This window comes from Micromonospora sp. WMMD735, assembly GCF_049178995.1.
GTDB classification, from domain to species: domain Bacteria; phylum Actinomycetota; class Actinomycetes; order Mycobacteriales; family Micromonosporaceae; genus Micromonospora; species Micromonospora wenchangensis.
Genome location: NZ_JBMHMJ010000002.1, coordinates 1,077,357 through 1,101,286, shown reverse-complemented (window position 1 = coordinate 1,101,286; position 23,930 = coordinate 1,077,357). Strand labels below are relative to the sequence as shown.

At 73.3% G+C, this 23,930-nt stretch carries 20 protein-coding genes; 8 read left to right on the top strand and 12 right to left on the bottom strand.

Annotated features, from left to right (window positions below; genetic code table 11):
- Positions 1-7 precede the first annotated feature (7 nt).
- From ACN268_RS04890 to ACN268_RS04880, 3 genes are read left to right on the top strand one after another with little or no spacing between them, the layout of a single operon-like run.
- On the top strand, positions 8-3,601 hold the full coding sequence (locus ACN268_RS04890) for an SDR family NAD(P)-dependent oxidoreductase (RefSeq protein WP_421481928.1): 3,594 nt from the start codon (positions 8-10) through the stop codon (positions 3,599-3,601).
- Between the two features lie 30 nt (positions 3,602-3,631).
- A complete protein-coding gene (locus ACN268_RS04885; RefSeq protein WP_421481927.1) occupies positions 3,632-4,963 on the top strand; it encodes an MATE family efflux transporter in 1,332 nt (443 codons plus the stop codon).
- A gap of 37 nt (positions 4,964-5,000) precedes the next feature.
- Positions 5,001-6,437: a condensation domain-containing protein gene (locus ACN268_RS04880; RefSeq protein ID WP_421481926.1), complete on the top strand. Its 1,437-nt coding sequence runs from the start codon at positions 5,001-5,003 to the stop codon at positions 6,435-6,437.
- A 50-nt stretch (positions 6,438-6,487) separates the two neighbouring features.
- Here the strand turns inward: ACN268_RS04880 and ACN268_RS04875 are convergent, their stop codons facing one another.
- The 3 genes from ACN268_RS04875 to ACN268_RS04865 all read right to left on the bottom strand — a co-directional run bounded on the left by ACN268_RS04875 (position 6,488) and on the right by ACN268_RS04865 (position 9,519).
- Positions 6,488-7,711 (bottom strand): multidrug effflux MFS transporter, encoded by a 1,224-nt coding sequence (locus ACN268_RS04875; protein WP_204924640.1) that lies wholly within the window; start codon positions 7,709-7,711, stop codon positions 6,488-6,490.
- Positions 7,712-7,904: 193 nt separating this feature from the next.
- Positions 7,905-8,858, bottom strand: a complete 954-nt coding sequence (locus ACN268_RS04870; RefSeq protein WP_421481925.1) for a siderophore-interacting protein — start codon at positions 8,856-8,858, stop codon at positions 7,905-7,907.
- 100 nt (positions 8,859-8,958) lie between these two features.
- Entirely contained in the window at positions 8,959-9,519 is a 561-nt protein-coding gene (locus ACN268_RS04865) for a GNAT family N-acetyltransferase (RefSeq protein ID WP_421481924.1), read from the bottom strand.
- Between the two features lie 440 nt (positions 9,520-9,959).
- Between ACN268_RS04865 and ACN268_RS04860 the strand changes: the two genes are divergently transcribed.
- Genes ACN268_RS04860 through ACN268_RS04845 form a run of 4 tightly spaced genes read left to right on the top strand, consistent with a single transcriptional unit; the run spans position 9,960 to position 14,198 of the window.
- On the top strand, positions 9,960-10,664 hold the full coding sequence (locus tag ACN268_RS04860; protein ID WP_421481923.1) for a tryptophan 2,3-dioxygenase family protein: 705 nt from the start codon (positions 9,960-9,962) through the stop codon (positions 10,662-10,664).
- Between the two features lie 56 nt (positions 10,665-10,720).
- Complete coding sequence (locus ACN268_RS04855) at positions 10,721-12,016, top strand: tryptophan 2,3-dioxygenase family protein (protein ID WP_421481922.1); 1,296 nt, start codon at positions 10,721-10,723, stop codon at positions 12,014-12,016.
- Positions 12,013-13,179, top strand: a complete 1,167-nt coding sequence (locus tag ACN268_RS04850; RefSeq protein WP_421481921.1) for an aminotransferase class V-fold PLP-dependent enzyme — start codon at positions 12,013-12,015, stop codon at positions 13,177-13,179. The genes ACN268_RS04855 and ACN268_RS04850 overlap by 4 nt, the downstream gene beginning before the upstream one ends.
- Positions 13,176-14,198, top strand: coding sequence for a methyltransferase (locus tag ACN268_RS04845; protein ID WP_421481919.1), 1,023 nt, complete (start codon positions 13,176-13,178; stop codon positions 14,196-14,198). The genes ACN268_RS04850 and ACN268_RS04845 overlap by 4 nt, the downstream gene beginning before the upstream one ends.
- 54 nt (positions 14,199-14,252) lie before the next feature.
- Here ACN268_RS04845 and ACN268_RS04840 read toward each other — a convergent pair whose 3' ends face one another.
- Positions 14,253-15,269, bottom strand: coding sequence for a methyltransferase (locus ACN268_RS04840; protein ID WP_421481918.1), 1,017 nt, complete (start codon positions 15,267-15,269; stop codon positions 14,253-14,255).
- Positions 15,270-15,326: 57 nt separating this feature from the next.
- Between ACN268_RS04840 and ACN268_RS04835 the strand changes: the two genes are divergently transcribed.
- Complete coding sequence (locus ACN268_RS04835; protein WP_421481917.1) at positions 15,327-15,707, top strand: YccF domain-containing protein; 381 nt, start codon at positions 15,327-15,329, stop codon at positions 15,705-15,707.
- Positions 15,708-15,828: 121 nt separating this feature from the next.
- Here the strand turns inward: ACN268_RS04835 and mnhG are convergent, their stop codons facing one another.
- The 8 genes from mnhG to ACN268_RS04795 all read right to left on the bottom strand — a co-directional run bounded on the left by mnhG (position 15,829) and on the right by ACN268_RS04795 (position 23,825).
- Entirely contained in the window at positions 15,829-16,194 is a 366-nt protein-coding gene (gene mnhG, locus ACN268_RS04830) for a monovalent cation/H(+) antiporter subunit G (protein WP_145920159.1), read from the bottom strand.
- Positions 16,191-16,454: a monovalent cation/H+ antiporter complex subunit F gene (locus ACN268_RS04825; protein ID WP_088645903.1), complete on the bottom strand. Its 264-nt coding sequence runs from the start codon at positions 16,452-16,454 to the stop codon at positions 16,191-16,193. The genes mnhG and ACN268_RS04825 overlap by 4 nt, the downstream gene beginning before the upstream one ends.
- Positions 16,451-17,014, bottom strand: coding sequence for a Na+/H+ antiporter subunit E (locus ACN268_RS04820; protein ID WP_421486809.1), 564 nt, complete (start codon positions 17,012-17,014; stop codon positions 16,451-16,453). Before ACN268_RS04820 ends, ACN268_RS04825 begins: the two co-directional genes overlap by 4 nt.
- A gap of 110 nt (positions 17,015-17,124) precedes the next feature.
- Entirely contained in the window at positions 17,125-18,705 is a 1,581-nt protein-coding gene (locus ACN268_RS04815; RefSeq protein ID WP_421481916.1) for a Na+/H+ antiporter subunit D, read from the bottom strand.
- On the bottom strand, positions 18,702-19,199 hold the full coding sequence (locus ACN268_RS04810) for a Na(+)/H(+) antiporter subunit C (RefSeq protein WP_421481914.1): 498 nt from the start codon (positions 19,197-19,199) through the stop codon (positions 18,702-18,704). Before ACN268_RS04810 ends, ACN268_RS04815 begins: the two co-directional genes overlap by 4 nt.
- A complete protein-coding gene (locus ACN268_RS04805) occupies positions 19,196-22,018 on the bottom strand; it encodes a Na+/H+ antiporter subunit A (protein ID WP_421481913.1) in 2,823 nt (940 codons plus the stop codon). The genes ACN268_RS04810 and ACN268_RS04805 overlap by 4 nt, the downstream gene beginning before the upstream one ends.
- A 146-nt stretch (positions 22,019-22,164) precedes the next feature.
- Entirely contained in the window at positions 22,165-22,644 is a 480-nt protein-coding gene (locus ACN268_RS04800; RefSeq protein WP_421481912.1) for a hypothetical protein, read from the bottom strand.
- 242 nt (positions 22,645-22,886) lie between these two features.
- Positions 22,887-23,825: an ion transporter gene (locus tag ACN268_RS04795; protein WP_421481911.1), complete on the bottom strand. Its 939-nt coding sequence runs from the start codon at positions 23,823-23,825 to the stop codon at positions 22,887-22,889.
- Positions 23,826-23,930: the final 105 nt, after the last annotated feature.

Here is a 23,930-nt window from a genome sequence, read left to right as displayed (position 1 = left end):
TCACCGCATGGACACGGATATCGCGGTCGTCGGCCTGTCGGTCGAGGTGCCCGGGGCCGACGACCTCGACACCTTCTGGCAGATCATCAGTTCCGGGGCGAGCCTCACCCGACCATTTCCCACAAACCGTCGGGAAAAGCTCGCCGAATACATCAGATACCTCCGGGCGACGAGCATCGAACCGGTGAACGAGCCCGACGTCGAATACCACAACGGCTGTTTCCTCGACGAGGTCGACACCTTCGACCACACCGTTTTCGGAATGAATCCCCGGCAGGCCACGCTGACCGACCCGCACCACCGGATGGTCATGCGCGCCATGTTCCTCGCCTTCGAGGACGCCGGTTACGGTTTCGACCGGCTCCGGGGAAGCCGGACGGGGGTGTTCGTCGGTTTCGCGGTCAACCCCGGATCGACCTATCTGGACTACATCTGCCGCGTCGACCCGAACAACGGCCAGCAGGCCATCACCGGCAACATCCCGGCGATGCTGGCCAACCGGCTGTCGCACCTGCTCGACCTGCGCGGCCCGAGCCTGGTGGTGGACACCGCCTGCTCGGCCACCCTGGTCGCCGTGCACCAGGCCAAGAACGCGCTGCTCGCCGGGGACTGCGAGATGGCGGTGGTCGGCGGCGCCCGGATCGTCTTCTCCCCCGTCAGGCACCCGCACTCCACCATCGGCATCGAGTCCTCCGACGGGGTCACCCGCACCTTCGACGAGGCCGCCGACGGCACCGGCTTCGGTGAGGGGTCGGGTGCGGTCGTCCTCAAGCGGATGTCGCAGGCGGTCGCGGACGGCGACCGGATCTACGCCGTGATCAAGGGCAGCGCGGTCAACCACGACGGCAACACCGAGGGGATCACCAATCCCGATTCCGACTCGCAGGCCGACCTGCTGGACGCCGCCTGGCGCAACGCGGGCGTGCACCCGCGGACCCTCGGCTACCTGGAGGCCCACGGCACCGCCACCCGGGTCGGCGACCCGATCGAGCACGAGGGGATGAAACGCGCCTTCGCCCGGTACACCACCGACCGGGGGTTCTGCGCGGTCGGCACCGTCAAGGCCAACGTGGGGCACCTGTTCGAGGGCTCCGGCGTGATCGGCCTGATCAAGGCCATCGCGGTGCTGCGCAACCGGATGATCCCGCCGCAGGCCAACTTCAAGAACCCCAACCCGAAGCTCGACTTCGCCGCCGGGCCGCTGTACGTCTCCACCAGCCTGCGACCGTGGGAGTCCCCCGACGAGGGCCCACGGCGCTGCGGGGTCAGCGCCTTCGGCCTCGGCGGCACCAACGCCCACGTGGTGCTGGAGGAGTACGTGGCCGAGACACCGGCGGCCCCCGCCGGCCCGGGGCCGTTCCTGTTCACCCTCAGTGCGGCCACCCTGAAGTCCCTGGTCCGCCTCGGCGAGCGGTACGTGCGGTTCATCGACGCCGCCGGCCTCGACGGGGTCGACATCGCCGACGTCTGTCACACCAGCCAGGTCTCCCGCAGCGGGCACCGGCACCGGGCCGCGTTCGTCGTCCGCGACGTCGCCGACCTGCGCCGGCAACTGGTCGCCTCGCTGGCCGACGGGGCGTCGCCGCCGCCGGACGGCCCGCTGGGCGACGAGGCCCGCCGCTACCTGGCCGGCGCGCCGGTGGACTGGCGGCGGCTCTCCGACGGCCGCCGCCGGATCGTCCGCCTTCCCGGGTACGCCTTCGACACCACCCCCGCGTGGGTGCAGTTCCCCGACACCTGGCGGGCGCAGCTGTCGCTGGGCACCGTCGACGAGGACCACCCGGTCACCCACGACGTGGTGTTCGCCCCCGCCGCCGACCCGGCGCCGGCGACACCCGGGGCGCGGGTGCTGGCCCTGGTCGACCCGGACACCGACGCCGCACGGCTGCTCGCCGCGACCGGCCTGGACGACCTGCGGGTGCTGCGGCTCGGCGAGCCGGTACGCCCCGGCGGCGCGCCCTTCGACGCCCGCTCGGCGGACTCCTTCGCCGAGATCGCCCAGCTCGTCGAGGACGACGGCGTCACCCACCTGGTGCACGCGCTCGGTTTCGACGCCGTCCCCGCCGCCGACCTCGCCGGGCTCGACCTGCGGACCGGCAAGAACCTGCACAGCCTGTTCCACCTGACCAAGGCGTTGATGGCGGCGGGCGTCAAGCTGGAACTGACGGTGCTCACCCGACGCGCGGTCTGCGCCCACGACGCGGAACCCGACGTGGTGGTCGAGAACGGCGCGCTGGTCGGCTTCGGCAAGGTCATCGGCCGGGAGTACCCGTACCTCGGGGTCACCCATCTCGACGTCGACCCGGACGTGTCGCCCGACGCGGTACGGGCGGAGATCCTCTCCCCCGAACGCGGGGTGTTCCTGTGGCGCGACGGCCGACGCCTGCACGAGGTCTTCGTCGAGGTGCCGCAGGTCGACACCGACGGCCCGCAGAGCTACCTGCGGCCGGGCGGCACCTATCTGGTCACCGGCGGCACCGGCGCGCTCGGTCTCGCCGTCGCCCACGCGTTCGCCACCCGGCAGCCCGACGTGACCCTGGTGCTGCTCAGCCGGTCCGGCCTGCCGCCGCGCGCGCAGTGGCCGGACCTGCTGGCCGCACCGGCCGGCGACGCCCGCGCCGGGCGGGTGCGCGCGGTGCGGGAGCTGGAGGAACTCGGCGCGCGGGTGCGGGTGGTGGCCGCCGACGCCGGTGACCCGCAGGCGCTGGCCGCCGCGGTGGCCGACGTCCGGGGCGAGTACGGCCGCATCGACGGCATCGTGCACGCCGCCGGCCTGCCCGGTGGCAGCACCGTGATGTTCCGGGAGCTGGCCGACTTCGACGCGGTGGTGCGGGCGAAGCTGCACGCCGCTTTCCTGCTCGACCAGCTCACCCGGGCCGACCGGCCGGACTTCGTCGTGCACTTCTCGTCGGTGGCGTCGGTGTTCCCCGCCCCCGGTCAGGCCGACTACGCGGCGGCCAACTACTACCTGGACAACGTGGCCCGCAGCCGGGCCGGCGGGCCGACCCACGTGATCGCGCTGGACTGGGTCGCGTGGAAGGAGATCGGCATGGCCGTCGACCACGGCACCAGCGGCGACACCATGTTCCGGGCCCTGCCCACCCGGGTCGCGTTGGACGTCCTCGACGCGGGCCTGCGCTCCGGCCGGTCCCGGCTGTTCGCCGGGGAGCTGCACTACCGGGGGGAGCTGATCCACCTGCTGCGCTCCTACGACGTGCGGCTCTCCGCCGAGATCGACGCGAAGGTCGAGCAGGAGATGCAGGCGTTGGAACAGCGGCTGCGGCAGGCCGCCGACAAGATCCGGGCCACCGTCGACGCGGTCGACGTCGCGCTGGAGGGTCGGCCGGACGGCGGGTACACCGACGTCGAACGGTCCGTGGCGCAGTGCCTCGCCCTCGCCTTCGGCTATCCGACGCTCGACGTGGAGGCGGACTTCTTCGACCTGGGCGGCGACTCCATCATGGCCGCCTCGGTGGCCAACTCCATCGCCGTGCGGCACGGCGTGCAGTACGACGTCGCGGACCTGCTCGCCGACCGGACCGTCGCCGAGATCGCCTACCACGTCGAGGACCTCGTCGCGTTCGCCGACGCCGCCGCCTGACGACACCGATCGGAGGGTGGCATGTCGGACATGACTACGGGGCCGGCGCTGCGGCGCATCGTCGGCTTCGCCCTGCCGCTGACCGCGGCGAACCTGCTGCAACAGGGTTACCTGCTGGTCGACAGCGTCGTCGTCGGCCGGTACGTCGGGGTCGAGGGGCTGGCCGTGGTGGGTGCCTGCGGGCCCCTGTTCTATCTGCTCAACGCCATGTTCATCGGGCTGGGCACGGCGTTCACCATCCGGTTGGCCCACCTGACCGGCGGCCAGCAGGTCGACCGTCGCCGCGACGTGGTCGCCGCCCTCGCCGTCCTCACGGTCGTCTGGGCCGCCGGCTGTGTCGTGCTGGCGACGCTGCTGGTCGAGCCGGCGCTGGCGGTGATGGGCATCGACGGGCGGCTGGCCGCCGACTCGGCCCGGTTCTTCGGCACCCTGGCGCTCGGCTTTCCCGGGATCTTCGGCAGCGCCGCGGTCAGCGCCTACTTCCGTGGGCTGGGTGACTCCCGCTCGGCGATGTGGGTGCAGGGCGTCGGCAGCATCGCCAACGTCGTGCTGGTGCTGCTCTTCGTCGCCGTCCTGGACGGGGGTGTGGTCGGCGCGGCGCTGGCCACCGCCGTGGCCAGCACGATCGCCCTGGTGGTCGGGCTGGTCTGGGCGGCGCGCACCCACCCGGTGCGGCGCGACGGGCCGCGGCCGGCCCTCCGCCGGGAACTCGTCGACGCCGCCCGGCTGGGTCTGCCCCTGGCCAGCCAGCACATCGTGCTCGCCCTCGGGATCATGGTGCTGGTCGGGATCATCCAGTCCTACGGGGAGGTGGTCCTCGCCGCGTTCACGATCGTCTCCCGGATCGAGTTGTTCACCGGCATCCTGTTCCTCGACTTCTCCGGGGCGGTGACCGCCTTCGCCGCCCAGAACCTCGGCGCGGGCGACCTGGCCCGGGCCCGCGCGGGGCTGCTGCGCACGCTGCGGTTGACGGCCGTGCTGTCGGTGCTGGTCGCCGGGGTGGTGCTGGTCGCCCGTGCCCCGCTCGCCGCGCTGTTCACCGACGATCCGGCCACCCGGGAGCTGACCGGACGCTACCTGACGATCATCTATCCCTTCCTGCTCCTCTACACCGCCATGGTGGTCATCCACGGCTACCTCAACGGTGCCGGTCGGACGACCGCGCCGCTGATCTGCACGCTGATCGCCTTCGTCGCCGTGCAGATCCCCTTCGCCTGGCTGCTCAACGGGCCGTTCGGCATCGACGCCGTCATGTGGGCGGTGGTGGCCAGCTGGACCGCCGGGCTGACCTACAGCGTGTTCTGCCTGCGGCGGGTGCTGTTCGTCAGGCCCGCGCCGGCGGCGGTGCCCGCTTCGACCTGATGCCCCGTCCATCCCCCGCGCCCCGTGAGGACTACCAGTGATCAACAGTCGCACCGTCGAGGTGACGTTCCACGCGGGCCGCAGCCGGACCGCCCACCTGACCTGGGGCCAGCAGGGCACCTGGGACGTCCTGCGCCGCTGGCTGCCGGAGATGAAGCCGTTCTTCGTGCTGACCCGCTGGCTGGACGTACCCCTGCTGCTCGAGGTCGACGACGTGCTGGCGCAGCTGTCCCACCTGCTCCAGCGGCACGAGTCGCTGCGGACGCTCTTCCCGCCGGGGGTCGACGGCCAGGGCGGCCAGCACGTCCTCGGCGAGGGCGTCGTCACCGTCGAGGTCGTCGACCGGCCCGACGGTGACCCGGTCAGCTTCGCCGACATCGTCGCCGACTGTCTGGGCCGGGCCGGTGGCCGTCCGTTCGCCCACGACACCGAGCTGCCGATCCGGTTCGCGGTCGCCACCCACGAGGGCATCCCCGTGCTGCTGATGTTCGCCGTGTCCCACCTGGCGGCGGACCACCTCGGCGCGGACCTCCTGGCCGACGAGCTGGCCGCGCTGCTGCGGGCCAGGACCGACGGCGAGGCCCCACCGCCGGCCCGACCGGCGACGCAGCCGGTCGACCTGGCCGTCTTCGAACGCTCCCCGGACGGGCAACGCCTCAACGTCGACGCGCTGGCGTACCTGCGTCAGCAGCTCCGCCGGCTGCCGGCCGACCCGCTGCCCGAGCGGGTCACCCCGGTCACCCCCCGGTACTGGCGCGGTGAACTCGCCTCCGACGCCGCCGCCGTGGCCCTGCGGCTGGCCGCCCGACGGCTGCGCACCAGCACGTCGGTCACCCTGCTGGCCGTCGTCAACGCGCTGGTGCGCACGGTCTGCGCCACGCCGGTCTACCCGCTGGACATCATGCAGAGCAACCGGGTGGAACCGGAGCTGCGGTACACCGTGACCAGCCTCAACCAGGCCGTCCGTACCGCCATGGAGGTGTCCGGCGACACCGTGGGCGACCTGGTCGGGCACGCCCGTGCCGCGATGGGGGCGGCGATGCGGCACGCCCGCCACGACGGCCGGGCCGCCGCTCAGGTGGCCCGCGCCGCCGACGCCGCCGCCGGGCGGCCCCTGCCGGTCGGCGGCCAGTTCAACGACCGGTGGTCGCTGCAACCGCGACCCGCCGGCCCGGCACCGGGCCCGCAGGCGTTGGCCGGGCTGGCCGCGACGACCACCTTCGCGTGGCCGCAGCGGGCCGCCGCCGAGGCGATGCCGTTGTACGTCGACGCGGGCGGCACCGCCGAGCGGATCCACCTGTCGCTGATGGCCGACACCGCGCTGCTCGCCCCCGCCGACATCCGGGGTTTCCTGTACGCCGTGGAGCAGGTCGCCATCGAGCTGGCCCGGGACGACGTCAGCCTGCGCCGGGTGACGGAGATCTTCGACAGCCACCGGCTCTGTGAGGTCCCCGGCCACCCGGACACCCCGTGACCGGCCCGCCCCGGCCGTGAGCGGGCGGTCCGGTGCCCGGCCCGGCCGGGTCAGTGCACGACGACGACCGCCGAGGGCGGTTCCAGGTCGGCGAGCCGGGACGGACGGACCACGAGGAACAGCACCGCCAGCGCGGCCACCATGCCCCCGGCGACCACCAGCGCCATCGCCACCGCGCCGTTGCCCAGCACCCCCACCATCGGCGCGGCCACCGCGCCGACGCCGAACTGCACCGCGCCGAGCAGGGCCGAGGCGGTGCCGGCGGCCTCACCGTGGCGGGACAGCGCCAGCGCCGGGGCGTTCGGCATCGCCAGGCCGGCCGCCGCCAGCACCACCCACAGCGCCACCAGCAGGGCGGGCAGCCCACCGAACCCGGTCACGGCGAAGGCCAGCAGGGCCAGCCCGGCCAGGGTGCCGACGCTCAACGAGGTGACCAGGATGCGTTGCGGGGAGTGGCGGCGCAGCAGCCGCACGTTGTACTGGGCCGCCCCGATCAGGCCCACCGCGCCCGCCCCGAACGCCAGCCCGAACTGCTGCTCGTCGAGCCCGTACCGTTCCTGCAGGACGAACGACGAGCCGGCCACGTACGCGAACAGCGCCGCCATGGCCAGCCCGGCGACCACGACGAGCCCCACGAAGGTCCGGTCGCGCAGCAGCGCGCCGTACAGGCGCGCGGTCGACCACACGCCGCCGGGCTGGCGACGCTCGGCGGGCAGGGTCTCGGGCAGGCCGATCACGGCGACCACGACGAGCAGCACCCCGAAGACGGCCAGGGTCACGAAGACCCCCCGCCAGTCCGTCCAGCGCAGCACCCCGCCGCCGAGGGTCGGGGCGAGGACGGGGGCGGCACCCATCACCAGCAGCAGCCGGGACAGCAGGGTGGCGAAGGCGGTGCCGTTGAACAGGTCCCGCAGCACCGCCATCGCGACCACCGTGGCGGCGGCGACGCCGAGGCCCTGCACCACCCGCAGCGCGCCGAGGACGGCGATGTGCTGGGCGACGACGCAGAGCGCCGACGCCACGACGTGCAGGGCGAGGCCGGCGATGAGCGGGCCACGGCGGCCGACGGCGTCGGAGAGCGGCCCGATCAGCAGTTGGCCGAGGGCCAGCCCGGCGAGCGTGCCGGTGAGGGTCAGCTGGACCGCCGCCGAGGTGGTCATCAGGTCGGCGGCGATGGCGGGCAGCGCCGGCAGGTACATGTCGATGGTCAGCGGGCCGATGGCGATCAGCGAGCCGAGGACGAGGACGAGCCGTACCCGCTGCCGGCGGGTCATCAGGTCTCCGGGCGTCGGTGCGACCTTCGTCAGCCGGTCGGGGGCGAGATCGGTCATCGGGGAAGCTCCGCCCGGTCGTGGTGCGGCCGGGCGCGAGACGGTACGACTGTCACACCTGGCTTCAAATCCTGACCTGCTGCTCTGATTCCCGCTCCACGCAGAGGTAACGCGGGTCACAGCCGTCGGTCACGGCTCAGGCCGGGTCCACGCGCCCCAGCCGCCAGTACCCCATGAAGGCGACGGCGCGGCGGTCCACGCCCCGCTCGACGACGAGGTGCCGGCGCAGCGCGCGGATGACACCGGCCTCCCCGGCCAGCCAGGCGTAGACGGGCACGGGCGCGGTCGGGGCCGGCACCTCCCACAGCGGAGCCACGTCGACGTCGACGTCGACGACCGCCCCGGCGGGCGTCGTCCCGGTGCCCGACAGCAGCCGTTGCGCCGCCGCGGCCACGGCGGGCAGCAGCCTGCTGCCGTGGCCGCCGCCGGCGCGGGCCAGCCAGCTCACGGTGACGCCGGGCGGGGCGGCCACCGGCAGGACGTCGGCCGGGTCCGGCACCTCGAGCAGCACCTCGCCCCGGGCGTCGAGGGGCAGGCGTTCCAGGATGGCGCTGATGGCGGGCACGGCGGTCTCGTCACCGGCCAGCAGCAGCCGGCCGGCGGGCGGCGAGCGGAACTCGATGCCGCCGTGCTCGCCGTCGTGGCCGGCGTCGGGTCCGAGCAGCCCGGCCTCGTCGCCGGGGCGGACCCGCAGCGCCCACCGGCCCGCCGGGCCGTGGTCGCCGTGCAGCACCAGGTCCACGTCCACCTCGGCCAGGTGCTGCCGGACCGCCCGGACGGTGTACGTGCGGATCGGGCAGCGCTCCTGCTCGGGCAGGGCGCGCCAGTGGGTGTACCAGTCGTCGCCGCCGGGCAGGTGGACGCCGGGTCGGCCGGGCACCGGTAGCACCAGCTTGATCCGCTGGTCGTACCCGTTGTCGGCGAACCGGTCGAGGTCGGGGCCGGTGAAGGTGACCCGCAGAAACGACGGGCTGAGCCGACGCGCCGCGCGTACCTGGACGTCGAACAGCCGCCAGGGCGCGACGGGCAGGGTCCCGGTGCCGGTCGGGTGGTGCCGCTCCCCCGCCGGGCGAACTCGATCACTAAGCACGTAGGTGAGGCTAACCTAACCAACAACGTGAATGGCGACGTGGGTCACCCACCCCCCGTTCGGGGCACGTCACCCCCTGCCCGAGCGGCCCCGACCCTGGTCAACGGGCCCGGGCGGCGCGGTCGAGGAAGAGCAGCCGGGCCCGCTTCTCCGGCAGCTCGATCTCCGGACCGGGCACGAAGCCGGCCCGGACCAGCCGGTCGATGGCGCGGGCGTTGCGGGCGTCCGGTTCGGCGACGATCCGCAGCCGCGTCGGGTCGGCCAGCACGAACGCGAGGAACACGTCGAGGAGCACGCCGGTGAAGCCGGGTTCCGGGCCGTCGTCCGGCGGACCGATGAGCAGGTGGATACCGAAGTCGCCGGGGCGTACGTCGTAGCACCGCCCGACCGGGTCGGCCGCCGGCTCGTAGGTCTGGAACAGCGCCACCGGCCGGCCGTCCCGGTGGGCCAGGTAGGCGTGGTGGGTGGTCAACGAGTCGAGGTACGCGTAGATCTCGCGGACCCGCTCCCGGCTGGCCCCGCCCATGCCCCAGAACCGGGACCGCTCCCGGGTCACCCAGTCGTGGATGACCGCGACGTCCCGGTCGGGATCCACCGGCCGGAGGGACACCTCCCCGAAGCCGTCGACGCGGCACGAGGTGGAGGTCGGCGCAGTGGTCATGGCACTCCTTCCGGGCGACCGGCCCGGCGGGCCCGTCACGTTTCGCTGTCGAAACGGCACCCTCGGCGACGATTCCGCCAGACCCCATCACAACTTCGGAAAGTATGCAAACGACCACCCGGAGCAATGCCCCACCGGAGACGCCCCACACCGGCGGCGACACCGGAACGGCACACCGGAAAACCGCACCCGGTCACCGGCCGATCGGCGACCGCATCCCGGGCCGCCGACCTGTGACCCGTCAGGCACGCCATGGTATTGACTCACGTAATTAGTTCTGATAGCCGACCAGGATCCGATCGCAAAGGCGGCGATTCGCTCGGAGCGCCGAGGATCACTAATCGTGGAACAGGGGGTGACACATTGCCGTTCGTCGTTGAATAATTGCCGCTGTCGAGTGCCGGTCCCGTGCGCGCCGGTGTTCAGGAGAAGGGACAGTCGTGAAACGTGACCAGTCACCGGTACTGCCGGGCGACGGCTCCACGGACTACGCCCGTTACATGCGCACCGACGAGCTGCTCGCCCTGCAACGCCGCCCGGAGGAGATGCTCCACCGCGACGAGCTGCTCTTCCAGGTGGTGCACCAGTCCGCCGAGCTGTGGCTGAAGCTGGCCGAGGCCGAGCTGACCGCCGCCGTCGCGCGGACCGGGGCCGCCGACCCGGTCGCGGCGGCGGCGCTGCTGGCCCGCGCGACGCTCGCGGTGCGACTGGTCACCGACCAGCTGGAGATGTTCCGGCACCTGTCGCCCGTCGACTTCCAGACGATGCAACCCGCGCTGGGCAACGGTTCCGGCGCCGAGTCGCCCGGCTGGCGGCGGGCCGCGACGGTCAGCAGACAGCTCGGCCGGGTCTTCGCCGGGCACCTCGCCACCCGGGGCGGCAGGCTCGACGCGCTGGCACCGAGCGACCCGACCCGACGGCTCGCCGAGGCGATGATCGCCTGGGACGAGCAGGTCCACCAGTGGCGGGTACGCCACTACGAGGTCGCCCTGCGGGTCGGTGGGCACGCCCCCGGCGGCACCCCGGGCAGCGCGGCGAACGTGCTCGCCAAGCTCCTCGAACACCGGTTCTTTCCCGAGCTGCGCCCGCCCCGGCCGGACGCCGACGTCCCGGTGGCGGCGCATTCGGGCACCGCAGAGGCATGACGAGCCGCGCCACTCGAAAAATCGTCGGCGCTCCCTGTGACAGATACCCCCACGAGGTGCGGTTCGTGCGTGAGCTGACGAGCTGGTCGTCCGGTACGGCCGATCCCGAGCAATTCCCCTACCAGGCAGTGGTCACCGAATTTCATCGTGTCGGTAAACACTTCGTCAAAAAGGAACTCCTCGTCCAGCTGGACGCCGCGCGCGCCCGGGTGAACGCGCGGACCATCCCCGCCCGCGAGTTGTCCGCCTTCCTCGACGTGGCGCTCGACAAGTGGGACGGCCGGTACGACTACCGCAGCTACCTGGCCCTGCCCCTGCTCCCCCTGTCCACCGTCGCCCCGGAGGCCGGACCGGGCGGGCGGGCGGCCGAGGAGGTCGACAGGCCGGGGTCGGGCGGCGGGCGGCGGGAACGGGACCGGCTCCTGGTCGACCTCGTCGCCGACGCCCTCGCCTTCGAGCTGGCCGCCTCGACCGACGCCATCGACCTGCTTCCCGAGCAGCGGCCCGGACCGGCACTGTCGGCCAAGCGGTGCCGGCTCGGGGTCCGCGCCGTCGCGTCGGCCCTCACCCGGCTCGGCCTGGCCGGGGCGGTCACCGAGCGGGACCCGGTCGCGGCAGCGGTGGCGCTGCACCGGCTCGCCGTCACCGGCCGCGACCCCGCCCGGGAACGCACCCTGGCGTTGAGCATGCTGCCGGTCTACGTCTCCCACGACGAGTACCTGTTCATCCGGGTCCTCCAGGCCTACGAGTGCGTCTTCGCCGGGGTCGCCGAGGAACTGCGGGGCACCATCGCCGCGTTGGACACCGGCCGGCCCCGCCCGGCCGCCGGCCGGCTGGCGTACGCCCGGGAGCTGATCAGCGGCGCCGGGACGCTGTTCTCCCTGCTGGCCACCATGCAACCGGCGGCGTTCCGGACATTCCGCGAGTACACCGAGGGGGCCAGCGCCATCCAGTCCCGCTCGTACAAGCTCATGGAGTCGCTGTGCCGTACGCCGGAGCCGGAGCGGTTGGACTCCACCGCCTACCGGTCGGTGCCGGAGGTACGCGAGGTGGTGCGGGCCGGCCAGCCGTCGATCGACCGGGCCTACCGCGCGGCGGTCCGGGCCGGCTCGCTGCGGGGGCCCGACCTCGACCTGGTACGGCAGCAGATGGCGGCCTTCGCCGAGGCGGTGCTGACCTGGCGACGCACCCACCACCGGCTGGCGGTCCGGATGCTCGGTGCGCGCTCCGGCACCGGCTACACCGAGGGCACCCCCTACCTGGCGGCCGTCCGCGCCGTCCCGGTCTTCACCACCGTGTCCACCGACAACCGTCCACCCCGGACCGATCCGATCGGAGGCTGCTGCGAGTGAGCGCACCCGCGACCCACCCGGCGCGTTGCCTGGATGCCGCCGCACACGCCGCCCTGCGCGCCGAGTTCCCGCTGCTGGAAACCTGCGTCTACCTGGGCAACAACTCCACCGGCGCGGCGCCCCGGGGCGTCGAGGGGGTGCTCGCCGACTACTGGGCGACCCTGCGCGACTGGCGCGACGAGGTGTGGCACGGCTGGCACGTCGGCCTCGACCGGTACGCCGACTCGGTCGCCGCGCTGCTCGGCGCACCACCGGGCAGCGTGGTCACCGACGCCAACCTGAGCACCCTGCTGGTCCGGGTGCTGTCCTGCTTCGACTACCGGCCGCCGCGCGACCGGATCGTCACCACCGACCTGGAGTACCCGACGGTGCCGTTCATCGGCACCGCGTTCCGCCGCTACGGCGCGCGGCTCGACGTGGTCGGCACCGGCGGCCCCCGGTTCGACGAGGACGCCCTCGAAGCCCGCATCGACGAGCGGACGCTGCTGGTCTGCGTACCCCATGCGAGTTTCTCCTCCGGGGCCACCATCAACCTGGCCCGGCTTGTCGCCCGCGCCCACGCCGTCGGCGCCCTGGTGGTGGTGGACGCCTTCCAGACCGTCGGCGCGGTCCCGCTGGACGTGACCGCGCTCGGCGTCGACGTCGTCCTCGGCGGCGCGCACAAGTGGCTGTGCGGGGCCGGCACCGCCTTCCTCTACGTCCGCCCCGACCTGGCCGAGCGGCTGGAACCGGCGGCGACCGGGTGGCAGGCCGGCGACCGGGCGTTGACCTTCCGGGTGTCGACCGGGTGGGCGGCGGGGGCGCAACGCTTCGCCGGCGGCACGCCGTACCCGTTGACCTCACTGATCTCCCAGGTCGGCCTGGACCTGCTCGCGGGCGTCGGGATGGGGGCGATCCGGGCGCACTCGCTGGCGCTGACCCAGCGGGTCCTGGACCGGGCGGCGGCGGCCGGCGTCACCGTGGTCAGCCCCACCGACCCGGACCGCCGGGGCGGGGTGGTCTGCCTGGACGTCCCCGACGGCGAGGAGGTCAAGCGGCGGCTGGCCGCACGCAACATGATCTGCACCTGGCGGGGCTGGCTGCGGATCGGACCGCACGTCTACAACACCCTCGACGAGGTCGACGCGTTCATGGACGCGCTGGTCGAGGAGCTGGGCCGGTGAGCGTCACCCTGTCCCCCCGGGCGCTGATGAGCCTGCTCGTCAATGGTCCCAAGGCCGTCGACGTGCTGGAGACCGCGCTGGCCCTCGGCCTGCTCGACGCGCTGGAACCCGGCCCGGTCCGCCTGGACGCGCTGGCCGAGCGGTTCGCGGTGCGCCCGCTGCGGCTCTACAAGTTCCTCGACTGTCTGGAGAGCCTCGGCTGCGTCACCCGGCACGAACCCGACGACGACATCGCCGGAGCCAGCTACCGGGCGGTGCCGGGACTGCGCGACGCCGTGCTGGCGGTGGTCGGCCCGGACGCGATCGAACGGGACCGGGACCGCTACCCGTGGCGGCTGCTGCACGGCCGGCTCGCCGAGAGCCTGCGCGGCGAGGTCGGCATGAGCGACGACGACTTCGCCTGGCCGCCGAAGACCGACGCGCAGACCGCCGACTTCGAACGCAGCATGGCCGCCGGGCTCGGCCCGGTGATCGAGACGCTGCGTCGGCACGCCGACCGGCTCTGGTCGGACCGGCGACGCCTGCTGGACGTCGGCGGTGGTGACGGCACCCTCGCCGCACACGTCCTCGACACCGCCCCCGCCCTGCGGGCCGACGTGTTCAACCTGCCGGCGGTGGCACCCCTGGTGGCGGCCACCCGGGTCGACCGGGGGCACCCCGACCGGCTGGGCTTCGTCGGCGGCGACTTCCTGGCCGGGCCGCTGCCGACGGGCTACGACGCGATGGCGTTCGTCCGGGTGCTGCACGACTGGCCCAACGACGTCGCCCGCCGCCTGGTGGAGCAGGCGTACGCGGCGCTGGAGCCGGGCGGGTTGCTGCTCGTCGCCGAGGAGTTCCGCACCCCGGACCGGCTGGCCGTGCAGTTCTTCTGGAGCTACTTCCTGATCGGCGTGGACAGCTGCGTCAGCCGGCTGCGGGAGGTCGAGTTCTACACCGGGCTGCTCACCGAGGTCGGGTTCACCCGGGTGGCGGTGCTGCCCGGCGGGTGGGAACTGGTCACCGCGTACAAGCCGGGATGATTCCCCGGTGGACGCCGGGGCCGGCGGACGGTCCCGCCGGCCCCGGTGGGCCGGTCAGGGGCGGCGGGCCAGCACCGCGCCGTTCGCGCCGGGGGCCTCGAACGGCACCGTACGCACGTCGACGAAGCCGGCGTCGGTCAACCAGGCCCGGTACTCCGCGCCGGAGTAGTTCTTGCCGCCCTCGGTCTCGACGAGCATGTTCATGCCCATCAGGGCGGCCTCCGGCGGTCCGGTGCGCTCGTCGTTGAGCAGCAGTTCGGAGATGACGATCATCCCGCCGGGGGGCAACGCGGCGTGGCAGCGGGCTAGCAGCGCCCGGTTGGTCGGCTCGTCCCAGTCGTGCAGGATCATGCTGAGCAGGATCACGTCGTGCCCGTCGGGCAGGGCCGGGTCGGCGAGGAAGTCACCGGCGACCGTGCCGATCCGGTCGGTCAGGCCCGCCTCCGCGATCCGCTCCCCGGCCCGCACGCACACGTGCGGCAGGTCCAGGACCGTCGCCCGTAGCTCCGGCAGCCGCAGGCAGAACTCGATCGGGAACGCCCCCGCGCCACCGCCGACGTCGAGCAGCCGGCGGTGCGCGCCGAAGTCGTACGCGTCGGCCAGCGCGCGGGCGGTGAACCGGGAGGTGGCGAACATGGCGTCCCAGAACTGGGCCACCAGCTCCGGGTCGGTGGTGTCGAACAGGGAGTCCTGCTGCTGCGGGTCCCAGGTGAGCGGCCGGTTGCCGCGCAGCGCCTCGCCCACCCGGTGCCAGGGCAGGTAGGTACGCAGGTCGGAGTAGCGCACCTGGGCACCGAAGTAGTAGGGCCGCCCCTCGACCAGGAACTGTTCGGCCAGCGCGGAGTTGCGGTAGCCGTCACCGGCCTTGTCCAGCAGCCCCAGCGACGCGCTGGCCGACAGCAGCAGGTCGGCGGGGCGTTCGTCGAGCCCGAACTCGGCGGCGGCCTCGGCCACGGTGACGGTCCGCCCGCCGGCCAGCCTGGTGAACAGGCCGAACTCGACCCCGACGGCGAGGGTCTTGAAGCCCCAGACGCCGGCGACGAGGTGCATGAGAGGAGTGGGAGTGATCATGGGAACATAAGATCATGGAACGGTGACGCGGTGGCACGCACCCGTCACTATGGAGTAATGATTCGCTTCATCCTGAACCTGTTGTGGCTCATCCTCGGTGGCGGAATCGTGCTGGCCCTCGGCTACTTCATCGCGGCGGTGGTCTGCTTCGTGCTCATCATCACCATCCCGTTCGGGGTGGCGTCGCTGCGGCTCGCCTCGTACTCGCTGTGGCCGTTCGGCCGGACCCTGGTCACCAAGCCCGGGGCCGGCGTCCCGTCCGGGCTGGCGAACGTGCTGTGGGTGCTGCTCGCCGGCTGGTGGCTGGCGCTGTCCCACCTGCTCGCCGGGATCGCGCTCTGCGTCACGATCATCGGCATCCCGTTCGGCATCGCCAACTTCAAGCTCGTCCCGGCGGCGTTCTGGCCGCTCGGCCGGGAGGTCGTCGAGGCGCCCTGACCCGACCCCGAGGCGACGTGCGGCGCATCTGCGGCGATCCGGCGGTGTCGACGGGGTGGTCGATACCACTCGATCGGTCCATGAGCGGCCCCGCGGCGGCCGGGCCACGGGGCCGCCGGGGTCAGGGCCGCCGGTCGGCGTGCAGCCGGTCGAGGTGGGCGGCGAGTTCGTCGGTGACCAGCAGGTCGGTGCGGATCCGGTCGTGCGGGTAGCCGGCCCGGCCGATCATGTGCGCGGCGACCGGCGCGGTGGCCAACTGGAACGCGCCGACCAGCACCAGCGTGGTGACGTCCACCCCGGTCCGCAGCCGCAGCGCGCAGCCGAGCAGCACCAGCAGCAGGCCGAGCACCTGTGGCTTGGCGGCGGCGTGCATCCGCGACAGCAGGTCGGGGAAGCGGACCAGGGCGACCCCGGCGGCGAGACTGAGCAGCGCGCCGCCCAGCAGGCAGGCCGCAGCCACCACGTCCAGCACCGCGTCGACGCTCACCTGTCGTCCCGGCGGGTGGCGAAGCGGGCGACGCTGACCGAGCCGACGAAGCCGAGGATGGCCAGCACCACCAGGATCGGCAGCGCGGTCGCGTCCCGGCTGTACGCGGCCTCGGTCGCCACGGCGGCCACCACGATCGCCAGCAGCACGTCGGTGGCGACCGCCCGGTCGAGCACCGACGGCCCCCGGACGATCCGGGTGAGGGTGAGCGCGCCGGCCACCGCCAGCAGCACGGTGACGATCACGGCGACAGCGGTCATCTCGAACTCCCTTCCAGGGTGGACGGTGTGTGCTCCCGGATCAGCCGCTGCTCCTGCGCCGAGCCGATCGCCGCGATCAGCCGGCCCTCCAACTCCAGCACGCCGTCGCGGAAGCGTTCGACCTCGGCCCGGTCGCGCACCCCGAGCACGTGGACGTAGAGGATGCCGGCGTCCCGGTCGACCTCGACGATGAGGCTGCCGGGCACCAGGGACAGCGCCTCGGCGGTCAGCGTGAGGTTGAGGTCGGAGCGGACCCGCAGCCGCACCGCGATGATCGCGCCCAGCGGGGGGTGCCCGAACCGCAGCGCCAGGGCCGCGATCTGGACGCTGGCCACCACCAGGTCACGCAGGAAGCGCAGGGCGAACCGCAGCAGCGGCACCGGGTGCACCCGCCCGGCGAAGGTCACCGGGGGCAGCGGGAAGACGGTCAGCACCACCAGCCCCACGACCAGCCCACCGAGCACGTTGGCCCAGCTCAGCGTCCCCCAGAGCAGCACCCAGACGGTGACCAGGACGATCATCGCGACGGCCTGGTTGCGGCGGCGGGCAGCCCGGGTCAGCGGCCGGTCCTCCGGATGCTCCGGGGCCGGCCCACCCCCGGGAAGCGGCGGCGACGGCTCCCCGGGCGGCGGCGACCGGTCCGAGGGGCGCTGTGGTGGCGGATCGTGGCTCACGGGGTCCCCCCGGGGTAGACGGCCTCGACGTACGGGGTGCGCCGCAGCAGGTCGTCGGCGGCGTCGGAGCTGAGGTCGAACAGCGGCCCGGCCACCACGGTCAGCCCCAGCCCCAGCACCACCAGGGCGACCGTCGGCGCGATCATCAGGCGGGGCAGCATCGCGCCCGGGTGGGCGTCGCGGTCGGGCCCCCGGTAGGGCTGCTCCACCCCGTCGGTGCGGACGGTGTGCACGCTGTCCTGCGGCTCGGGCATCTCCGGGTGCGGACGACGCCAGAACGCCAGGTTCCACACCCGGGCGATGGCGTAGAGGGTGAGCAGGCTGGTCAGCAGCCCACCGGCGACCAGCACCCAGGCCAGCACGCCGCCGTCGTCCACCCCGGCCTGGACCAGCCCGAGCTTGCCCAGGAAGCCGGAGAACGGGGGGATGCCGGCCAGGTTCAACGCGGGCACGAAGAACAGCACGGCGAGCAGCGGCGACAGCCGGGCCAGCCCGCCGAGGCGGTCCAGCGCGGTGCTGCCGCCCCGGCGCTCGACCAGCCCGGCGGCGAGGAACAGGGTGGTCTGGATGGTGATGTGGTGCACCACGTAGAAGATCGCGGCGGCCAACCCGAGCGACGAGCTGAGCCCCACCCCGAACAGCATGTACCCGATGTGGCTGATCAGGGTGAACGACAGCAGTCGTTTGATGTCGGACTGGGCGACCGCGCCCAGGATGCCGACCAGCATGGTCAACGCCGCCACCACCAGCAGCAGGTCGGCGGTCCGGCCGCCGGGGAACAGCAGCGTCTCGGTGCGGATGATGGCGTACACGCCGACCTTGGTAAGCAGGCCGGCGAAGACGGCGGTGACCGGCGCGGGCGCGGTGGGGTAGCTGTCGGGCAGCCACGCCGACAGCGGGAAGACCGCCGCCTTGATGCCGAAGGCGAGCAGCAGCATGCCCTGCAGCACCAGCCGCAGGTCGTCGGGGAGCGCGTCGAGCCGGTCGACGAGCTGGGCCAGGTTGAGGGTGCCGGTGGCCGAGTAGACCAGCCCGATCGCCACCAGGAAGATCAGCGACGACAGCAGGCTGACCACGACGTACGTGGTGCCGGCGCGGATGCGGGTCTCGGTGCTGCCCAGGGTGAGCAGCACGTAGCTGGCGACCAGCAGGATCTCGAAGCCGACGTAGAGGTTGAACAGGTCGCCGGAGAGGAACGCGTTGCACACCCCGGCGGTCAGCACCAGGTAGGTGGGGTGGTAGACCGACAGCGGGGTCTCCTCGTGCCCGTCGGCCATGCCCTGCCCGATGGAGTACACCAGCACGCAGAGGGTGACGGAAGCGGAGACCACCAGCATCAGCGCGGCGAGCTGGTCGGCGACGAGCACGATGCCCAGCGGCGCGACCCAGCCGCCGACCTCGACGACGAGCGGCCCGTCGATCGAGGAGCGGACCAGCAGGGTGGCGGCCACCGCGACGGTCGCGGTGAGCACGGTGAGGCTGACCCACCGCTGCGCGCGGGGTCGGCTGGCCAGCAGCAGGGTCAGGGCCGCGCCGAGCAGCGGCATCACCACCGGCAGCGGGACGAGGTAGTTCACGCGTCCCTCCCCCGCTGGCCGGCCGCCGCCACCGAGGCCGCCGAGGGCCGCCGGCTGTCCGGATCGGGCCGGCCGTCGCCGTCGAGCTGGTCGTCGGAGTCGGGCTGGTCGGCGTCGTCGGTGCCCGGCCCCTCGTCCCGGTCGGCCAGGTCCATGATCCGGCGGTCCTCCACGTCGTCCTGCACCTCGTCGTGGCCGTTGAGGTGCCAGCTGCGGTACGACAGCGCCAGCAGGAACGCGGTCATGCCGAGGGTGATGACGATGGCGGTGAGCACCATCGCCTGGGGCAGCGGATCGCTCATCTCGGCGGCGTCGGTGGTGCCGACGATCGGCGGGCCACCGGCCCGACCCCCGGTGAGCAGCAGCAGGTTGGCGCCGTTGCCGAGCAGGATGACACCCATCAGCACCCGGGTGAGGCTGCGTTCCAGCAGCAGGGTCACCCCGGCGGCGAAGAGCACGCCGACCACCACGATGTAGGTGAGGTTGGGGGTCACACCAGCTCCTTGTCCCGTACGTCGTCGTGGGCGTCCTCCTGCTGGCGGTCCATCTCGGCGCCGAGGCTGCGCAGGATGTCCAGCACCAGGCCCACCACGATCAGGTAGACGCCGACGTCGAAGAAGACCGACGAGACGAAGTGGACCTTGCCGAGCAGGGGCAGGTGCAGGTCGAGCACCGCGCTCTGCAGGAACTCCCCGCCCAGCGGCATCGCGGCCACCCCGGTGCCCACGGCGAGGAAGAGCCCCGCGCCGAGCACCGCCCCGGCGTCGACAGGCGCGGCGGCGTTGAGTTCCCGCCGGCCACCGGCCAGGTAGCGCACGGCCAGGGCCAGGCCGGCGACCAGCCCGGCGGCGAACCCGCCCCCGGGGGCGTTGTGACCGGAGAAGAGCAGATAGACCGAGAACAGCACGATGGCGTGGAACAGCAGCCGGGTGACCACCTGGAGGATCACCGAGTGCCGGTGCGCCTCGAAGCCGGCGGTCAGCCAGCGCGGCCCGCCGGTGGCCGCCGGTCGGGGGCCGGGGACGGCGCTGCGCCGGTCCAGGTCACGGGAGCGGCGGAAGATCAGGCTGGCCACCCCGGTGGCGGCCACCACCAGCACCGCGATCTCGCCCATGGTGTCCCAGGCGCGGATGTCGACCAGGGTCACGTTGACCACGTTCTTGCCGCCGCCGTAGGAGACCGCCTCGTCGGGGAACCGCTCGGAGATCGGGGTGGCCAGCCGGCCGCTGGACGCGACCCAGGCCATCCCGGACACGACCGCGCCGACGGCGACGCCGATGGCGATCCGGCCGCGCCGGCTGCGGCGGATGGGCCGGGCCGAGAACTTCACCGGCAGCCGGCGCAGCACCAGCACGAACATGACGATGGTGACGGTTTCCACCAGGAACTGGGTCAGCGCCAGGTCCGGTGCGCCGTGCAGGACGAACATCAGCGCGGTGCCGTAGCCGGCGACACCGACCAGGATCATCGCGGTGAGCCGGCGCAGCGCGCGGGCGGCCATCACCGCGGCGACGATCACCAGGGCGGCGGCGACCGCCTGCAACGGGGTGTCCCAGGCGCGGAACTCCCGGGGCCAGGGCCCGCCGGTGAGCAGCGCGCCACCGGGCAGGACGACCAGCACCACCAGGATGATCCCGAGGTAGAACGGCAGCGAACCGCGCTGGGTGGCGCCGGTCAGCTCCACCGCGAGCCGGTCCACCCCGGCGACCAGCCGCTCGTAGCCGGCCGCGCCGTCGACCGGGGTCCACCGGGTCGCCCGCAGCCGTCGGAGGTGCAGCAGCAGGAACAGCCCGACGCCGGCCGTCACCGCGAGGGCGGACAGCCCCAGCGCGGGGGTGAGGCCGTGCCACAGCGCCAGGTGGTAGCCGGGCGCGGTCGAGGAGAAGCCGTCGGCGTACGGGGCGAGCAGCCCGTCGAACGCCGGGGCGGCGACGCCGACGGCCAGCCCCGCCACGGCGAGCAGCGCCGGGGCGGCGAGGAACGACCGGCCCGCCGGGCGCGGGTCGGTCGGCGCGACCCCCGGCTTGGCGGCGAACGCGCCCCACAGGAACCGCAGCGTGTACGCCACGGTCAGCGCCGACCCGGCCACCACCCCGGCCAGCACCAGCAGGTCGGCCGTACCCCCGTGCCGGAACGCCTCGAACGCGGCCTCCTTGGCGACGAAGCCGGCCATCGGCGGCAGCCCGGCCATCGAGGCGGCGGCCAGCACGGCGACCCCGGTCAGCACCGGCGCGCGCCGGCCGAGGCCACTGAGTTCGCGCAGGTCCCGGGTGCCGGTGGTGTGGTCGACGATCCCGACGACGAGGAACAGGGTGGCCTTGAACAGGGCGTGCGCCAGCACCATCGCCGCGCCGGCCAGCGCGGCGTCGCGGCTGCCGGCACCCAGGACCACCATCAGCAGCCCGAGCTGGCTGACCGTGCCGTAGGCGAGGAGCAGTTTCAGGTCGGTCTGGCGCAGCGCCACCCAGGCACCGAGGAAGAGGGTGGCCAGGCCGGTGCCGAGCAGCACCACCCGCCAGGCGGTGACGTCGGCGACGGCCGGGCCGAGCAGGGCGACCAGGAACACCCCGGCCTTGACCATCGCGGCGGCGTGCAGGTAGGCGCTGACCGGGGTGGGCGCGGCCATCGCGCCGGGCAGCCAGAAGCTGAACGGCACGATCGCCGACTTGCTGAGCGCGCCGAGCAGGATCAGCATCAGCGCGGTGACCAGGTAGCCGCCGCCGGGCAGGTCGGTGGCGACGACCGACCAGCGGTAGCTGCCGGCGTGCTGGCCGAGCATGACGAACCCGGCCAGCATGGCGAGCCCGCCCAGGGTGGTGACCAGCAGCGCCTGCATGGCGGCCCGGCGGCTAGCCCGCTTCGCCGGGTCGTAGCCGATCAGCAGGTACGAGAAGACGGTGGTCAGCTCCCAGAACACGTAGAGCAGCAGCAGGTCGTCGGAGACGACCAGGCCGAGCATGGAACCGGCGAAGGCGACGAAGACCGCGGCGAAACGGCCCAGTCCGGGGTCGTCGGAGCGGAAGTACCTGGCGCTGTACGCCAGCACCAGCGCGCCGACCCCGCCGACGAGCACCACCATCAGCCAGGACAGGGTGCCCATCCGCAGGGCCAGTTCCAGACCGATCCGGGGCACCCACGGCCAGGTCTCCACCACCGGTTCGCCGGCCCGGACCGCACCGGTACGGGTCAGTGCCCAGACCAGCGTGGCGGCCGGGGCGAGCGCGACGGCGTAGAGCGCACGGCGTCCGAAGCGACGTACCAGCCCCGGGGCGACCACGGCTGCCAGTGCGTGGACCGCCACCAGGACCAGCACATACCCTCCTCGAAGATCAGTGTCGGCGGCCACCGGCCCGTTCGGGGCGGTGCGGAACCGGCGGCTCGGGGACGGGCGTCCCCGGGTCGCACGGCCACCGCGGCGGTGGCGTCACCAGTGGTTGGTCGGTCGGTGATGGTGCCCGGTCAGTGACCGGCGAACACGTCCACGGCGGTCGTGGTGGTCGCCTCCGCACCCGCGACGACGACCTCGTCACCGGCGAGCAGGACGTAGTCGTCACCGGGGGTCGGCACGACCCGGCCGGCGCGGACCACCGCCAGCAGCGACAGCGGCAGGCCGGACAACGCGGTGTCCCGCCAACGCTTTCCGTCCCCGGCGCCGCCCACGGCGACGGGTATTCGCACGACGGTGACGCCGGGGAGCCGGCGTTCCAGCTCGGCGAGGTGGTCGACGGTGACCGCCTGGTTGAGCACCCCGGCGACGGCCTGCGCCTCGGACTGGTCGAGCACCAGCGTGCCGATCGCGGTGTCGGTGTCGTCGGGGTGGTATATCACGATGTCGCGGCGTCCGCCGGGGTGGGAGATGACGCTGGCCCACTGGCCGTGCGCGGTGGCGAAGCGCTGGCAGAGTCCGACCCCGTGAATGACCGTACGTTCGAACCGCACACCGACCTCCTTCGCCCAATATCGAAGGGGCGTCCGGCCGGTAACGGCCGCGCGCCCCTTCATCCCTATCATGATCAGGGCGTGATCGCCCACCTCCATCGTCCCATCATTCGGGAAACCTGGACGTCAGAGGCGGTGCCGACGGACCCTCGGCGGTCCTCGGGCCGAGGGTCGCGGTTGCGCCGACCGGCACCGGCCCGGTCAACGGCCGACACGTCCGCGGCGGGTGCCGACGCCCGTCGTCAACGGGCGTCGGTGCGTTCGGCCGACCGGTGCCGGCTCGCCGGGTCGTCCCGGTCGATGCGCAGCTCGCGTTCCAGCTCGGCGATCACCGCCCGCAGGTCGTCCAGGCGCTGGGTCAGGGCGATCCGGTCCACCTCGTCGGGCACCCCGTCGCCGTCCGCGTCGTAGCCGGGCGCCAGCCGCTCGGTCATCTCCAGCCGGCGGGCCTCCTCCATCGAGTTCACGATGACCGCGATCAGGATGTTCAGCAGCAGGTTGACCGTGATGAGCACGTAGCTGACGTAGTAGACGAGGGTCCACGGGGACAGCGCCATCCCCTGCTCCACCAGATCCGGCAGGGTCTCCAGGGACAGCAGCACGAACAGGGTCAGCAGCGACCGGCCGATGTCGCCGTACTGCTCCGGGTAGGCCCGGCCGAAGATCAGCCAGCCGGCCATGCCGTAGACGTAGAGGGTCACCATGGCCAGCGCGAGGAACCCGCCGACACCGGGCAGGCTGCGCCACAGCGCGGCCACGATGGTGCGCAGACCGGGCGAGAAACGCACCAGGCGCAGCACCCGGGCCACCCGGACGACCCGCAGCAGCGCCGAGTCGCCGTGCAGCCCGGGCAGGAAGATCGCCGCGATCACCACCAGGTCGAACACGTTCCAGCCGTGCCGCAGGAAGTCCTGCGGCCGACGCCCGTACGCCAGCACCCGGACGGCGATCTCGGCGACGAAGGCCGCCCGGAAGCTCAGCTCCAGCCAGTGCAACGCCGGTCGGGCCGCACCGAGATCCGGGTAGGTCTCCACCCCGAGGACCGCCGCGTTGGCCATGATGAGCACCACGATCGCCGCCTCGAAGGGGCGCGACCGGGCGATCCGGGCACACCACTGGGCGAGGCCGGCGGGGCCGACGGGGCCGGGATCGGCGGCACGCCGCCGGGTGGGAACAGGCACGGACGACACCGGTCACCCGGTCCCGGGGCGGTACGGGAACGCGGCGGCCATCCCGACACCCTACCGGCCACCCGGGACGATCACCGTCGGTGATGGACCGGGCAC

Bases quoted from the DNA above. Each gene is read 5' to 3' on its own strand.
- ACN268_RS04890 (WP_421481928.1), top strand. From the start codon at position 8: ATGGACACGGATATCGCGGTCGTCGGCCTGTCGGTCGAGGTGCCCGGG.
- ACN268_RS04885 (WP_421481927.1), top strand. From the start codon at position 3,632: ATGACTACGGGGCCGGCGCTGCGGCGCATCGTCGGCTTCGCCCTGCCG.
- ACN268_RS04875 (WP_204924640.1), bottom strand. From the start codon at position 7,711: ATGACCCGCCGGCAGCGGGTACGGCTCGTCCTCGTCCTCGGCTCGCTG.
- ACN268_RS04865 (WP_421481924.1), bottom strand. From the start codon at position 9,519: ATGACCACTGCGCCGACCTCCACCTCGTGCCGCGTCGACGGCTTCGGG.
- ACN268_RS04840 (WP_421481918.1), bottom strand. From the start codon at position 15,269: ATGATCACTCCCACTCCTCTCATGCACCTCGTCGCCGGCGTCTGGGGC.
- ACN268_RS04835 (WP_421481917.1), top strand. From the start codon at position 15,327: ATGATTCGCTTCATCCTGAACCTGTTGTGGCTCATCCTCGGTGGCGGA.
- ACN268_RS04825 (WP_088645903.1), bottom strand. From the start codon at position 16,454: ATGACCGCTGTCGCCGTGATCGTCACCGTGCTGCTGGCGGTGGCCGGC.